General features: G+C 40.7%; 12 protein-coding genes. 6 read left to right on the plus strand and 6 right to left on the minus strand.

The window, feature by feature from the left end; genetic code table 11:
• Window positions 1-21 precede the first annotated feature (21 nt).
• The 5 genes from QYC40_RS07520 to QYC40_RS07540 all read right to left on the minus strand — a co-directional run bounded on the left by QYC40_RS07520 (window position 22) and on the right by QYC40_RS07540 (window position 6,830).
• Window positions 22-1,458 carry a glycosyltransferase family 2 protein gene (locus tag QYC40_RS07520; RefSeq protein WP_301993323.1) on the minus strand — a complete coding sequence of 479 codons (1,437 nt, stop codon included), beginning with the start codon at window positions 1,456-1,458 and terminating at the stop codon, window positions 22-24.
• Window positions 1,459-1,475: 17 nt separating this feature from the next.
• The gene (locus tag QYC40_RS07525; RefSeq protein ID WP_301993324.1) at window positions 1,476-2,636 is read right to left on the minus strand and encodes a HEAT repeat domain-containing protein; all 1,161 of its coding nucleotides are present in this window, start codon (window positions 2,634-2,636) and stop codon (window positions 1,476-1,478) included.
• A 533-nt stretch (window positions 2,637-3,169) separates the two neighbouring features.
• On the minus strand, window positions 3,170-4,621 hold the full coding sequence (locus tag QYC40_RS07530) for an AraC family transcriptional regulator (protein WP_301993326.1): 1,452 nt from the start codon (window positions 4,619-4,621) through the stop codon (window positions 3,170-3,172).
• Between the two features lie 116 nt (window positions 4,622-4,737).
• On the minus strand, window positions 4,738-5,730 hold the full coding sequence (locus QYC40_RS07535) for an AraC family transcriptional regulator (RefSeq protein ID WP_301993327.1): 993 nt from the start codon (window positions 5,728-5,730) through the stop codon (window positions 4,738-4,740).
• A gap of 83 nt (window positions 5,731-5,813) precedes the next feature.
• Window positions 5,814-6,830 (minus strand): AraC family transcriptional regulator, encoded by a 1,017-nt coding sequence (locus QYC40_RS07540; RefSeq protein ID WP_301993328.1) that lies wholly within the window; start codon window positions 6,828-6,830, stop codon window positions 5,814-5,816.
• Window positions 6,831-7,062: 232 nt separating this feature from the next.
• Here QYC40_RS07540 and QYC40_RS07545 point away from each other — a divergent pair, with 232 nt between their 5' ends.
• The 3 genes from QYC40_RS07545 (at window position 7,063) to QYC40_RS07555 (ending at window position 11,933) form a co-directional block, all read left to right on the plus strand.
• Entirely contained in the window at window positions 7,063-9,264 is a 2,202-nt protein-coding gene (locus QYC40_RS07545; protein WP_301993329.1) for a bifunctional alpha,alpha-trehalose-phosphate synthase (UDP-forming)/trehalose-phosphatase, read from the plus strand.
• A 17-nt stretch (window positions 9,265-9,281) separates the two neighbouring features.
• Entirely contained in the window at window positions 9,282-11,075 is a 1,794-nt protein-coding gene (locus QYC40_RS07550) for a glycoside hydrolase family 15 protein (RefSeq protein WP_301993331.1), read from the plus strand.
• Between the two features lie 78 nt (window positions 11,076-11,153).
• Window positions 11,154-11,933: a DUF4382 domain-containing protein gene (locus tag QYC40_RS07555; protein WP_301993333.1), complete on the plus strand. Its 780-nt coding sequence runs from the start codon at window positions 11,154-11,156 to the stop codon at window positions 11,931-11,933.
• A gap of 59 nt (window positions 11,934-11,992) precedes the next feature.
• Here the strand turns inward: QYC40_RS07555 and QYC40_RS07560 are convergent, their stop codons facing one another.
• Window positions 11,993-12,760, minus strand: a complete 768-nt coding sequence (locus tag QYC40_RS07560) for a DUF3050 domain-containing protein (protein ID WP_301993334.1) — start codon at window positions 12,758-12,760, stop codon at window positions 11,993-11,995.
• Between the two features lie 120 nt (window positions 12,761-12,880).
• On the opposite strand from QYC40_RS07560, the gene QYC40_RS07565 reads away from it, so the two are divergent.
• Genes QYC40_RS07565 through QYC40_RS07575 form a run of 3 tightly spaced genes read left to right on the plus strand, consistent with a single transcriptional unit; the run spans window position 12,881 to window position 15,984 of the window.
• Entirely contained in the window at window positions 12,881-13,318 is a 438-nt protein-coding gene (locus QYC40_RS07565; RefSeq protein ID WP_301993335.1) for a MarR family winged helix-turn-helix transcriptional regulator, read from the plus strand.
• A 59-nt stretch (window positions 13,319-13,377) separates the two neighbouring features.
• Entirely contained in the window at window positions 13,378-14,448 is a 1,071-nt protein-coding gene (locus QYC40_RS07570) for an HlyD family secretion protein (RefSeq protein ID WP_301993336.1), read from the plus strand.
• On the plus strand, window positions 14,449-15,984 hold the full coding sequence (locus QYC40_RS07575; protein WP_301993337.1) for an MFS transporter: 1,536 nt from the start codon (window positions 14,449-14,451) through the stop codon (window positions 15,982-15,984).
• The last annotated feature ends 73 nt before the right edge of the window (window positions 15,985-16,057 follow it).

A 16,057-nucleotide genomic window follows, 5' to 3' on the forward strand; every position in this document is an offset into this window, starting at 1 on the left:
CTAACGTTTTAATAACATGTTTTAAGCTGCTTTTGACTCGGTATTCGATTGAAATCCTTGACGGGTCATAGTTCCCCATTTGAATTTTTTCTTGGTCAGGAACTGCCAATAGCCTTTGAGTGAGAAAAACACGACGAAAGGGTGATAGAAGAACGCTTCGAACGATGAAAATAGAATTAGCCTTAAATATTCTGCAAATGTTTTATATTGTTTTTTAATGGATAAGTCGAATACAATTGTTAAGGTTGAAATACTGACACCAATCAGATAAACATAGAGCAGCATTAACCAAAAGGTGTTGAAGTTAATTTGTTCTGTATAAAGCTGAAAGATGAGAAAGAACAAGCCGGTAGTCTCAATAATTGGTGCTAACAACTCAAAGAACAGTGCGTAAGGCATAATGACTAGGCCCATACGTCCGTACCGTTTATTGAATAGAAAGCGGCGATGTACGAAGAAAATTTGTAATAATCCTCTTCCCCATCTTGTTCTTTGGCGAGCCAGGACGTTGAGATTTGGTGGTCCTTCGGTCCAGCAACAGGTCGCTGGAGTTTGGACTATGCGATAAGGCTGTTTGTGCTCGCGCTTATAAGCGATCATGCGCAGCGTCATATCCATATCCTCTGCGTGCGAGTTCGTGTCGAAGCCTCCACAGTCGATTACCGTTTGTTTTTCAAACAAACCAAATCCTCCAGATACATTTGGTATTGCATTGATTGCCGACCAGCCCATTTTTGCTACCAAATACGAGCGTAGGTACTCCGTTTCTTGAAATGTAGGAATCACTTGTCTCGGTGGTCTAACACGCTTCAACTTTCCTTCTTCCACCTCGCAACCATTCGCCATACGCATTGTAGCACCTACTGCGATAACAGGGATATCCGAATCGAGTACCGGAAGAATGACTTTGGTTAGGGTGTCTGGCGCTAGGATGCAATCCACGTCCGTATTGATGAAATAGTCGTACTTCGCTACATTAACCCCTGCATTCATCGCGTCCGCTTTTGTCCCTCCGTTCACTTTATCAACTACGATGACTTTTTCATATAAGGGGTTGAACGACTTGAATACACGCTTCATCGGTCTACATTCTACTTTATTGATATAAGCATACGGAACTTCCACCATATCAAAATTGGAGATCAAAAGTTCTAACGTGTTATCCGTACTTCCATCATTCACAATAATGATTTCGTAATTCGGGTAGTTTAGGCTTAATAACGACTTTACGCTGTCGATAACAATTACCTCTTCGTTATAGGCAGGCGCAACAATGGAGATCCCTGGTGCTGCTTCGGGATATTCAACAAGAATGCGTTCTTCCCTTCTGGTATATCTGGTCTTATGGCGCCAAATATTGAAGTAGCCCATTACCGCAAGCGACAAATAGATCAGCGTTATGGATGTGGCATAGAAGAAAATGCCATAGCCATAGATAGAAAATAATATATCTAACATCTTTTCGTCCCTTAAGTTTACAAACCTGATTGATAGGTCACCTGATCGAAGATTTTCTTTCCAAATTCATTGCTCTTCGCAGATAGCTCTTTTAATGCATTACTGCCTTCTTCGCCGTACTGCTGAATAGCGTAGGCTACTTCAATTTTAATTTCATTGTCGACAATTCGATTATAGCTATAGCACAGAAAGCGAAGGCCATCGGCTGATTTGAAAAGTGTTATTGCTTTAATGATAGCACGTTGCACATCTTTGCTTGTCATCGGAAAAAGTTTGAAGAGATTGGGTTCAACTTCTTGATGTCCTAATTTCCCTAAGGTCTCGATTATTGCGATTTTCAAAATGTTCGAGTCTTCAGTTTCCAACATACTTGCAAGAATAGGCGTAGCTTCTGACTGTTTGAAGAATCCGATTTCTTTGATCATAAAAGCTCTAAATGCTTCGTTCTCCGAAGTCCTAACCCAACGTGTTAGCAATGGAAGAGGTCCGCTTTTCGCCCTGCTCGTTAAGAAATGGTGAATAAGAATCTCGTCTAGCGCATTAAAATCAGAATCAAAGCTGTCTTCTAAGAATTTGAACGGATCGTTAGTATCGTATTGTAAAGCTGCAGCACGCGCATGCTTCCTTAGCCCTTTATCCTTGTGATACGCTGAACGCATAATAATTGCACCGGCACAGCCATTGCCTAGGTCGTCAAGCTTGCGTAAGGCATTCCTACGGCGGCTGGAACTGCTCGACAAGAGTTCTTTCTCCCAGAAACATGGGATCTCGTATGCATTCAATAGCGCCCGAACATTCTGTTGATTAACTTTGTTCTTCTTCCCTGAGGCAAGTTGTATCAGGTCAATGATGATGTCAGTAAACACCATCTTATCCTGTTTATTCTTAACCAATCGGATAGAGTCTGCAAGTTCAAATGCCACGTACTCCTCTGAAAGATTTCGCTCGTCAAAAATAATAGCATTGATACGATCCCCCATCTTCGTTTCAATGCGATTCTTTCTGCGCTCGATCGCTTTATGATATAGATTAATCGCCAAGAACCGGATTAAACTAAATATGTAGACTAGCACCAGAATCGATACAAGTAGTACCGTTAGACGGATGATCAGCGGATATCCGAAGAACTTGCTCTCCAGGTATAGCGCATAATATTGAATGTAGTAACTGAGATCCATAATGTTTTAAAATAAGGTAAATGATTAATGTTGCTGTTTTGTGTTCTTGTTTATTCCTGTTTGTTGTTAAACCAAAATTAGAATCAACGCAAAAGAAAATTATCTCATTTTCGTAGGTTTTTGACCACTTGGGAAAATAAGACATAGTGATACACTTTTTAAAAACTTAATTATCAGCAATTTAAAAAAGACAGAGCATAAGCTTTTGCTCCTATCCATTTTCTGAATTCGGCAAGAAAATTGTCGAAAATTCGGAAATTGGACATAGAAAAATATGGTGGACATTTCCTGTTTTCTGCATGTTTATATCGAGAATAGTATAATTTGAAAGAATGCCTGTGAAAATAAATGATGATGATCACGAAAATGAAAGACTTTTGAACGCAATAAAGAGAGGAATCCACAAAATAATGTCGATTTCATGTGTTTTATCTACGCAATTGTAAAAATGCGCACATGTCTCAATGCCAAATGAGCCGTAAAGTAAGGAATGTCCCCTACCTATTTAGGATAGTTTAGGCTGAAAGTGATACTTAAATACTGATTTCGCTTCTGATCTCTTCAATATATTGGGAAGGAGTCTTTCCCATTACAGACTTAAATGCCGTAGTAAACTTACTGTGGGAGGAAAAGCCACTAAGCTCGGCTAAATATGCAAGCTTATAGTCCAGCAGGGAATTATCAGCATTGATCTTTTCCAATAGATAATTAACCTTTTTATGTTGTAAATAGTCATTAAAGTCGAGATTTCTATATTTTTTAATGATATGGGAAACATATTTTTGGTTAGAACTTAAGCGACCAGCAAGTTTATTTAGCGTTATGTCCCGTTCTAGAAAGAAGTTTTCCTGTTCTAAGGCAGAAAGTTCTCTTATTAACCGCGTTTCTGTTTCTAGCGCAATGTTTAACTCTGTCTCAGTAGCATGTGTTTCCGGTATACTACGGCTATGCTGCGCAGGCTTGGGTGAGTATTCCTCATTCAGCTCTTCCCTATGCTGTAAAGGCCGTAGGTTTATTGCCGCCTTAGAACGACGATATCGAATCTGATAAGATAACAGCAGAATAACAACGACAGAGGCTACGGAGATACACCACCAGAATAAAAGCTTATACTTACGATTCTCTAGTTCTTCTTTTCGTAATTCCATGATTATCCTGGAGGAAATCTCTTGGCCAATCAGATATTTATCCGAATCTAAAACTTGTTGCTTTTTTAAATATTCGTTCGCCATCCTATCATCTCCGGATAGCATATAATATTTCGCACTTGTCGCTGTAAAGAGTTCTTTCAACCTTAATCTTCCCGCTTTCTTCAAATAAGCGCTGGTAAGATCTAAGTAATGCTTGCAAGAGTCTATATTCGCCCCTTTTAAGTGATATTCCGCCAGTCCACGATAGACGAAAGGGATAATATTTCGATCTTCTTCAGTTAGATAACTTAATGAGCTATGCATTAACTCGTAAGAGGTCTTCATATTTCCTAATTCCAATTCACAGATACCCTGCAAATGATAATTTGCAGCCTTTTTAATCCGTAAGGCATCGTCGGTTTCTGGGTCGAGCGCAATCAATCGTTTCGCACTGTCTAACATGTCCAATGCGACGCGATAGCTACGCGTATTCATTTTATATAATGCCTGTTCCTGATAAAGTTCAATCTGTATATCGGACTTTAAATCAAGATCATCTAGCAAATTACACATGCTTTCCGCAGTAGCAAGGTAGGATCGCGACTGTTCATATAGGCCAAGCTCGCGGAAGTTCGTTGCCAGTATTTTGCAAAATACTGCTCGCCATCTGTTGTAACCTGTAAGCTGAGCGAGGCGATCGCCGATTGTCGCATACTTAATTGCACGCTGCACATTCCCCAAGCTTTGTTGAATATTGCTGTTTAAAATATAGCTCTTAATCTTTTGCTCGTCAGTTTCCGCAGCCTCTATAACAGAATCACCCATCGTTGCGGCAGCTTCCACGTTGGACCCCATATATTGCTGATGGCAAGCCGTGTATAGACTATCGAATTTACTCGATTGCCCCCATGCACAAAGTAAAATGCAGAAAAAAAACAATATGGAAAGAATAGCCCTACGCATAATACGAATTACTTCACTACCGATTTCTCGCGAAACTCTATTGGAGAACAGCCCATCTCCTGATTAAAATTTCTATAGAAGGAAGCTCGAGAATTAAAACCACAATGCAAAGCGAGTTCCTCAATATTCATATCAAAACCCTCGTCACTTAAATAAATGCAAGCTTCCTTGATGCGCAAGGAGTTGATTACTTTCAGAAAACTTTCATTAAAATGAAGTTTAAAAAACTGTTGAATAACAGGCTTTGAAACATTCAGAAGCTTTGACATCTTGTCGATACTAAACTCCGTATCGAGGTAGGATTTCTCCACAAGATAGTCTATAATCTTCAGTTTAACACCTTGTTGTTCAGCATGTGTTAAGCCGGATAAATTACGTTCAAAAGGCTCCGTATTCAGTTCTCCGCTTAAAGATTGCATTTCTAATCGCAGCGGTCTCCGAAGTCGACCCAAGAAATAATTATAGCCTAATAAGCTTCCTAGCAACATAATGAAAAAGATCGTTGCACCTGAACTGGGTGCATCAGCACTACCCTTTTCAATTATTCTATTTAATACCAGGGTTAGCATAAAAATGGAGGACACCAGAATCAGGATAACGCTGTAATAATAGATTCTTCTTTCTAATCGCGCCCGGTTTGCACCATTATTACTCAGTATAAAAACACCTACCGGATAGAAGAACCAAGAAAGGCCCATGAGGCTGTAAAGTACGATATAATATTCTCCTCGAAATTCCATTCGAAAGGAATAGGAACTAATAAAAACAACATGCCCCACCAAAAACAATAAGAACGGCATGCCGTGCCACAGCACTTGTTTTACGGTTATCCTCTTTTGTTCGATAGCACGATAAGCGAAGTATAGAAATGGACCATACACTAATCCAAACGGTGCCGACCTGTCGACATAAACAAGTCCTGGAAGGAGATCTCTAAATACTGCTGCATGGCAAATATGGATTAATAGGAACAACAGAAAAAGCTGTGCCAGCCTATCCATATCCGTTTTTTGCTGCAGGTAGTGGCTAATTTGAAGTCCAAGCAAGCAAATGAGGGAAGTTGCGCAATATAGAAAAGAGAAAATCATATATTCTGCAACATTTTAAGCCTGTATTCCGATGGCGATAACCCGTTAAACTGTTTGAAATATCGCGTAAAGGACGTCCGGGAGTTAAAACCACATAGATTCGCGAGGAATTCTAATTTTAAATTATCAGTACCGCTTTTCAAGAGCTGTATCGAATAGGCGATCCTATATTTTGCGAGCCATTCATAGAAATTACTTTCTAAACTGTTATTAATAACATAAGATATGTGGTGTTTGGGGATATTGGTATACACCGAGAGACCTTCTAAGCTCAAGTTAGCATCTAAAAATAGCTGCTCGCTCTCCATGATGCTATTTAGTTTCGTCTTGTACAATTCTATTGTTTCCCGAGATAAATTCAGATGTATCAACTCTTCCCCAATTGGAGAACCCTCCTTCTTAGCCTCAAAGCGCGTCGTATAAACATACCATATGATCAATCCCATTGAAATAATCATCAAGGAAATAACAACAAATAGCGGATTGACATCAAAATCAAATGGCATAATCATGTTAAAGAACAATAAGCCGAAAAAGAATGCCGCGGCAACACCCAATAATGCCAAATTTTCTACAAATAAGATCTTGTTTACTTCTGTAGTCTCTGCTTTGAGTTTCGACGATTTGAATAATACATAAACCGGATAACCTGTCAGCAGGCAGAATACCGCCAGCATATACGGAATATCAACTTCATTATACCAGCCCGTGGGGTTCAACAGGAAAAGTATCAGAAAAGAGATAAGCGGTGTTAGATGAAGCAACACGGTGCCCACATCGATACGCTCCTGCAAACTCGCCTTAAAAATGAAAAACAACATTGGACCATATACTAAAGGTATTGGCAATATGATCACATTCAAGATCAGTATGACATGTATACAAAGGATGGAAAAAAAGAGACCGATTATAAGTCCAAATAATCCGTAACGTTTGATTGCCCTGTTAAACATCGCCGAATCTTCAAATTCAAAAAATACAGTTAATAAATCGTGGTTAACGCAGTTTTGCACAACGTTTTACAAATATACTTATTTATTTTTTTAATTAAGATTCTTCCAATTATAGAAAATATTATCATAGTATGAGGGAATTATTAAACATATTAACCATACTGGTTAAATATTAACCCTAAATGTATTTTTAATCTTAATTACCACATTATTTAACTCGCATCCGCATGAGTTAATTAAGAAAATAGAAATCAGGCAAACAAAAACCGGCTGAAATTGTTTGTATAGCAGTATGCAGAATCAAACCCCGACAAATTCTGGCAAAACTCTTATCATCTCCAATCGATTGCCAGTCAAAATTGAACGTAAAAAAGGAAAGCTAAAATTTACCGCAAGCGAAGGTGGACTGGCCACAGGACTAGGCTCCTTCTATAAAGATAATGGCTCTTGGTGGATCGGATGGCCGGGCATTATTCCGAAAACCCAGGAAGAGGAACAGCATATCCGCGAAGAATTGTACAAACTAAATTTGATACCGGTATTTCTTACCCAAGTAGAAATAAAAAACTATTACGAAGGTTTCTCCAACGCTGTGCTCTGGCCACTTTGTCATTACAGACCCAGCTATGTTGAACTACGCAATGACTATTGGGAAGCCTATGAACAGGTGAATCAGAAATTTGCAAAAGCCGCTCTTCCCTATATTGAAGAAGAAACAACGGTTTGGGTTCATGACTATCAATTAATGTTATTGCCCAAATATATTCGGGAGCAAAGCGAGCCAAACAGTATTGGCTACTTTCATCATATCCCCTTCCCTCCTCCAGAACTCTTTAGCATGTTGCCCTGGAGAAAGCAGTTACTCGATGGACTTTCCAGCGCCGACTTAGTCGGATTCCATACCTATGAAAATGCTCATAATTTCCTGGAAGCAAATCAAACCCTGTTGAGCGCAGAGATCCATCACCATCATATCAAGTTGGAAGGCCGTAGTTGCTTTGTCGATGTCTTCCCGATGGGAATAGATTATGAAAAATACAAACAACAGGCTATCAATTCGAAAACCCAGTTGTATGCCGCTGAGCTCAAAAAGCTGTTTGACGACAAAAAGATTATTCTTTCTGTCGATCGTTTAGACTATAGTAAAGGAATTTTACAGCGATTAGCATCTTACGAAAAACTATTACTGAAACATCCGGAACTGCAGGAAAAAGTCGTGCTATATATGCTTATCGTCCCTTCCAGAGATCAGGTTAATCAATATAAAAAGCTACGGAACGAGATTGACCGCAAAGTCGGCAATATCAATGCCGTCCTCGGATCGCCAGGATGGCAACCCGTTTCCTATTTCTATAAATCCTTGCCATTCGACAGACTTTCGGCAGTATATGCAGCTGCGGACGTCTGCTTGGTCAGCTCCTTGTACGATGGCATGAACCTCGTCGCGAAGGAATATATCGCTAGCAAACAACTCCAAACCGGCGCTTTGGTCCTTAGTGAGTTCGCCGGTGCTTCCAAAGAGCTGTCCGATGCTTTATTAATCAATCCCTATGCGATTGAAGAATCAAGCGACACACTATATGAGGCACTAACCATGTCTGAAAGCGAGAAGATGGAACGAATGCAGGCAAGTCAGCAGGTCGTCGAGAAGTTCAATGTCTTTCATTGGGTTAACCTCTTTTTCCAGCGCCTGCGTGAAATAAAAGAACAGCAGCGTAATGCGATCACACGCAAAGTAAAAGATCAAGTTCGAACATCCATCAAATCAACCTATCAACAGGCGACAAATAGATTGATCCTCCTAGACTACGATGGTACCTTAGTCGGATTCAATAAGGATGCCGCCAAAGCCACGCCTACCGACGAACTGCATCAACTGCTTGAGAATATCGCAAAAGACAAACAAAATACGCTCTCATTAGTGAGTGGCAGAAAATATGACAATATGCAAGATTGGTTTCCCGGAAAATCCTTCTTTACGATTGCAGAGCACGGTATTTGGTCCAACTTTCCGAACCACCAATGGCATATCAAAGAAGGATTATCCAACGAATGGAAAGTCTTTGTACGCAGTATCCTGCAACGCTTCACCGACAGAACCCCCGGTTCGCTGATCGAAGAGAAAACCTACTCCCTGGCCTGGCATTATCGAAAGGTAGATCATGCCTTGGGGAAAATTAAAGCACAAGAATTACTACAGGAACTCCATCCGCTCGCAAATGAAATAGGTTTGCAGATTATCAATGGTGATCGAGTGATCGAGATCAAGAACGAAGAAATTAATAAAGGGAAAGCGGTTAGTCAATTAGTCAATGAAATAAACCCTGATTATATCCTATGCATTGGCGATGATGCGACAGATGAGGATATGTTTAACGAATTACCCGCAAATGCCGTCACGATTAAAGTCGGTAATAAGCAATCTGCGGCAAAATATTTCGTTGAAAATAAAGATGAAGTCTTAAAACTATTGACTGAGTTGACACAAGCTTAACAACAAAACCATATTGAATGAATAAAAAACATTTATATAATTCTGGCATTATTGGAAACTGCAATTTTATTGCTCACGTCCATAAAAGTACAAATATCAACTGGCTCTGCTGGCCAACCTTCCGGGATAACTTTGTCTTCGGATGCTTGCTCGATAAGAATAAAGGGGGCGAGTTTAACATCAGACTACAGGGCGACAATGTATATTCCAAACAGTATTATCTAGAAAACACCAATATTTTAGTCACCGAGGTGCATAGCGACCAGGGAAGTTTTAAAGTGACAGACTTTGCTCCTCGATTCGAGCAATACGAACGATTCTATAAGCCGCTGATGCTGATTCGCATTGTTGAACCACTGGCAGGCAATCCAAAGGTAAAAGTTACCTGCAGTCCGAAAGCAAATTATGGGTTGGCAGATTTTAACCGGTCGAGAGGCAGCAATCATGTGCAATTCAACTACGATAATGAGCATATGCGCTTGACCACGAACATCCCAATCAGCCACTTTTTCGACGAAGATAAAGGGAGCATCATCCTCTCTGAAAAGAAATATATGGTATTGAGCTACGGGAGTGCATTTGAAGCTGCCTTGGAAAAGACAGCGGAAGATTTCTTAATCAGAACCAAACAATACTGGCGCAACTGGACGAAAAAAGCTGATATCCCTAACTTTTATCAAGATCAGATTATTCGCTCAGCATTAGTGCTCAAACTGCATCAGTATGAAGATACCGGAGCGATTATCGCATCAAGTACAACCAGTTTGCCTGAATCGCCAGGCTCGGGACGAAATTGGGATTATCGCTATTGTTGGGTGCGCGATAGCTATTACGTGCTGACAGCACTTGCGAATATTGGCAAATTCGATGAACTCGAAAAATTTGCAACCTACATCACAGGAATCACGCAGTCTGATAGTGGTAGACTACAGCCACTTTATGGTATCCTGGGTCGACGCACCTTGACCGAAGAAACGCTGGATTACCTGGATGGTTATCTGGGAAACAAACCGGTACGTATTGGAAACCAAGCTTATGAACATATACAGAACGATGTCTATGGTCAAGCTATGATAGCCCTGCTTCCCCTATTCACCGATTTCCGGTTCCCTGCCGACGAACGCAAGGATGCAAAAAGCTGGCTGACTTATATTCTGGACAAGATCGCAATGACGATCGATGAGAAAGATGCCGGCATCTGGGAGTTCCGACATATTGCCAACAGACATGCTTATTCCAACCTATTCCAATGGGCGGGCGCATCCGCTGCATTAAAGATCGCTAAGCAAAATGGCTATCAGGATATTGAAATCCAGGCACAAGAGTTAAAAGACAAGGCCGCAGCACATATCGAATCCTGCTACGATGAGGAAAGAAAGGTTTATCGAAACGCTGCCGAAGGATCCGATTTGGATGCAAGCACGCTGCAGCTCATCATGATGCACTATTTAGACCCCAATTCGGAACGTGCAAAACTTCATCTGAATGAATTGGAAAAAGTGTTGAAAGGTAAAAATGGATTATTCTATCGCTACTTACACCAAGATGATTTTGGAAAGCCACAATCCACTTTCTTAGTCTGTGCGTTTTGGTATGTGGAGGCTTTGGCCTGTGTGGGAAGAATCGAAGAAGCGCAGGAAATTTTCCATAACTTGATGGGTTACAGCAATCATCTAGGGCTATTTAGCGAAGACGTGCATGAAGACGATGGCAGTCAATGGGGCAACTTTCCACAAGCATATAGCCATGTCGGACTGATGAATGCTGCATACCGAATTGCAACAAAATTAGACTGTCCAATCTTCATATAGCGTTAATGCATCCTTTACAATTAAATTACAATTGGCATAAGGTTTGCCTAAGGAAGATTGCATTACTCACATTTTACTATGAAAAATACATTATTATATTCACTAGCTCTAGCAACCTTAGCGTTGGGAAGTTGCTCGACTGATGATGGTATCCCGACTGGTAAAACGCCGTTAACCATTAAGATGACGGACGCACCGGCAAATTACGATGCCATTTATTTGAACATTGACGAAATCGAAGTCCGTACAGTAAGTGGAAACGAAGTAATCGATGTAGATGCCGACCCTTTTGATATTCTTCAATATCGTTTCGGTAGAGATACAGTAATTGCTGCACACGATGTACCCTCCGGAAGAATTAAGGAAATTCGTCTAAAACTAGAAGATGAAGGCAATGAAATTGTTGTCGATGGCGTTCATTACCCGTTAACTACGCCTTCAGGACAGTCATCAGGTGTAAAACTGAAAGTGCATGATGATCTTATCCCGAATGTAGCTTATACCCTACTGATCGACTTTGATGCTGCAAAATCGGTGCACCGCGCTGGAAATGGTAAATGGATGTTAAAACCAGTTCTTCGTGCAATCCCAGTAGCAACATCGGGCGCTATTGAAGGGGTTGTCACCCCATTCTCCGCTTGGCCGAATGTATATGCTATTGCGGGAACAGATACGATTGGTACAATCACCAACCCACTAGGAAAATTCTATTTCCCAGGGGTGGATCAAGGTACTTATAAATTGCTAATTCAACCTACAGAACCCGGATACGACACTGTATCTCAAGATGTTATTGTAACGCAAGGAAAAGTAACGAATGTAGGTACAATTAACCTAGGAAAAGTTTTAGCAAACTAATCCCGATATACTATAAAGTAATAGGTTGTCTATTTTTAGACAGCCTATTTTTTTTATGATTATAAACTCGCTTCAATAGCGTCCCAAAGCGCAATTCTTTTCTGTAGAGCCTGCTTAGCCGTCTGCTGCATCTCTTCCCATTTCTTATTATCCTCACCTGCTAATTCCATGATCATACGCATTGCTAATGGACCGTGCTCATCGCCATCCAATTCGATATGGCGTTGGAAATAATAGATCAAACGGTCTAAGTCGGTATCCGGAAACTGAACCTTTAACGAATCCAGAATAGAACTGAACATATCCGGAATCAAGTCCTCACGACCAAAAGTAAAAGCCGAAGCAATTTTATGGGGCTCCTGACTCGCAATACAATCAAACGTAAAATGTAAAAAGTCTTTGATGCGCTGATCAAAAGACTGCGCATCAATAGCACCGCGAATGTCTGATTTACCTTTCAATCCCGATACAAAGCCTAGAATAGGCTCGCAGTTTGCGCCTAATGCCTGCATGGAATCCAAATACATCTCAAAATGGCTTAATCGACGTCCATCGTAATATTCGTCCGACTCCTCTGCCAGAACAATTTCATTGATCAAATAGCGAGTGTCTGGATATTCACTCGCAAACCAAGGCACTTGGGTGCAAGTTAATTGAATCTGCAAAGCCTTCAGCAAGGACATAAAATCCCAAACAGCATAAACATGCCCCTCGGTAAATTTCCGAAGATCGTCAACCGTTTGGATTTTCTGGTAAAGGGGATGGCTCAAAAGTATAGCGCGTTCTTCGTTAATAAAAGAATGGATAGTGTTAATACGGTTTTGCATGCACAAAAGTAAGCATACCTAAACGATATTATCCTCTTATTGCGCTGATTATTTTTAAACACTAAATTAGTTTGATATTTAACTGTCTATTATTTAACTTTGCATATCAATCAGCAAGCTATGAATGAAGATATCGCATTAGTACGAAACTTGATACACGACGTAATTGCACTTCGCGCTGGAATAAAGCAGTTTTATTACCAAAAAATTAAAGAACTTAATCTAGACATCACCTATGAAATGATGCAGGTAATGGCTGTACTATGGCGGAAAACAGAGGTTAATCAACAGGATATTGCCGAAGCGGTACAGAAAAGCAAAGCCAGTATCACGCCCCTGATCGATAATCTGTGCAAGCGTGGGTTAGTCACGCGCGTTTCAGATCCTTCTGATCGACGAAATAATAAAATAGAACTTACAGAAAAAGGCTTCCTTTTCCAAGAAACAATGGCTCCCGTTCAAGACGAACTATTCCAAAGAATTTCAAAAGTAAGCAGCAAGGAGGAGATCATCCGCTTGCGCGAACAACTGCAAAAAATCGCGACGGCAATCGTTTAGATTTTTTTAACTCATTAGTTCAATGTTGAACTAATTTAAACATATGCACATCACAGTATATGAATCAGAAAACAACGAAACAAATCAGTCCGAAAGAAAAGATACGCAGACGTAAAATCTATCTCGTCAATGCAATTTCCATCATCGTTATTCTTGCGGCCATTAGCTGGGGAATTACGGAGTTTTTCCACCTCAACGAAAGTGTGTATACCGAAGATGCACAAGTAGACGCACATATCAACCCGGTTTCTGCAAAAGTATCCGGTTATGTCAAAGACATCAAATTCCGTGAACACCAATATGTACACAAAGGCGATACACTCGTCGTACTGGAAAATGAGGAATACAAAATTCAAGTAGAAAACGCAATGGCAGCATTGGCAGATGCGCGAGCCGGTCACGATGTGGTTCAAACCGAAGTTCAAATTGCGAACAACAGCTTGAATATAGCGGATGCAAACATTGAAGAGCTCAAAACGAGACTAAACAACGCGGAAGCAAACTACAATAGATTCCAAGCATTAATGGACAAGGATGCCATCGCTGTTTACCAGTACGAACAAGTTAGAACAGAATATGAGTCTCTACAAGCGAAATATAAATCGCTATTGGCACAGAAGACGAGCAGCAACCTAAGTTCGCTAGAAACGCGAAAGAAAACTGCAATCAACCAAGCCAGCATTATGCGCGCACAAGCGGCGCTGGATTTGGCTCGATTAAACCTGTCTTACACCGTCATCCTTGCGCCCTATGATGGCGTATTGGGTCGTGTACCGGTGGAAGAAGGACAGCTAATACAATCCGGACAGCAGCTTTTCAGCATCGTGCGAGATCAGCAAAAATGGATAACCGCAAATTATACTGAACGACAGCTAAAAGAATTAGCGATAGGTAAAGACGTACAGATTACTGTAGACGCCCTGCCAAACCGTATATTTAAAGGCAAGATCAGTGCGATATCCGAAGCAACGGGCTCAAAATATGCAAGCATCCCTGTTGACAACTCCACCGGAAATTTTATCAAAGTACAGCAGCGCATTCCTGTTCGTATAGACTTCTCTCAACAGAACGACACCAAGGAACTCGAGAAACTATTGGTAGGAATGAACGTCGTCGTAAAAGCCATATAAATGAAGGGTAGCATTTTTCAAAGCTGGATATCCGAAAGGTATAAATTCCCTATCCTACTGCTTATCGCCATCACCTTATCCTGCAACAGCGGTATTCCCAGTACAATTTATCCCTTCGTGATGGGCGCACTATCCGCCAACTCGCCAGATTTATCGATGGCCATGTATGCCTATTGTGCCGGAATGGTATGTTCGATACCCCTGATCTTTCGCCTCGGAGGCGTTATTCCGAAAAAAACACTGATCATTTTTTTGATCCTTGTTTTAATGGCAATTAATTTCCTCACGGCGATCAACGACAATGTATTAGTCAACGTGATGCTCATGTTTGTGTTTGGCTGCGTGAAAATCATTGTAACCATGGCACTGATAACCGAGCTTATGCCCTATCTGATGCCGAAAGGCGAGCGATATCAAATGTATGCGGTTTATTATCCAATGAATATGATTTTGCCTGTCATTGGCGGACTAATATCTGTCATGCTCGCACAGCGATATTACTGGGAAATCGGATTTCATTTCCAGAACCTTATGCTATTCATCTGCCTTTTGCTCGTACTTTGCACATTCAAAACACAAGCTATAGTCAAAATTCCACTTTTCCAATACGATTGGTTCGGAACAATTCTATTAGCAAGCTCCTTACTTTCTTTTTCATTTGTATGCAGCTATGCCGTGCAGAACAATTGGTGCTACAGTCCTTCAATCATTATTGCAACGGTGCTGTGCATCGTGTTCTTTATGCTCTTCTTCAACAGAAATTACCGAAAGAAAAGAAAGGTTATCAGCTTTTCGACAATGGTTGATAAAGGTACATTTTTAACCCTCTTGACTATATTTCTGCTGGGGATGTTCTATGCAAACAGCAGTTTATTGAATTACTTACTAAACAATCTCGTGCCGAATAACCCCGGCAAAGTAGCAGAGATCAATGCGTATGTCATCATCGGTTACCTCATCGGCAGCCTTATCGTTTGGCTTTATTTCAAACGCACGAAGAAATGCAAAGCCATCATGCTATTTGCGGGCCTGTGTTACCTCGCTTCAAATATCTTGATGTATCGCTACATCAATACGAATACTGCCGTAGAATTGCTTATTACCCCGATTATTCTACGAGGAATAGCCATCATCGTGTCCTTTATTGCTACGGCCGTTTACCTGGCCGCCAATGTCAACCCGAAACAATTCCTGCATAGCATCGTCCTCTTCTTGTTGGTCAGAACCTTTATCGTTACTGTGTTTTGGTCTTCGTTCATCAATTACTGGTATCAACATCAAGTAGCGGTGCATCAAACGCGTTTAGCCGAAATAATAGAAAACTCGATCGTATTAAGCCGCTCAAGTCTGGCGAGTTTTCAAACACAAACCGCGCTACTTGCGTTGCAAGATGTTTATTGGTACCTTATCCTGGCGAATATCGCGGTATTGCTTATTATTGCGATACTTCCATATCATTCCTCAACGATAAGGCATATCTACAATTGGGCAACCAAGAAAAACGCAAAAGAGCTGATACAGGCAAGCCCTATGTAGTCTATAACTGTACTTAATCAAGACTGACCCGAGACGACTTAAAACCCTTTCAAACCCAATGATCACCCAATAC

It is taken from the genome of Sphingobacterium sp. BN32 (assembly GCF_030503615.1).
GTDB lineage: Bacteria > Bacteroidota > Bacteroidia > Sphingobacteriales > Sphingobacteriaceae > Sphingobacterium.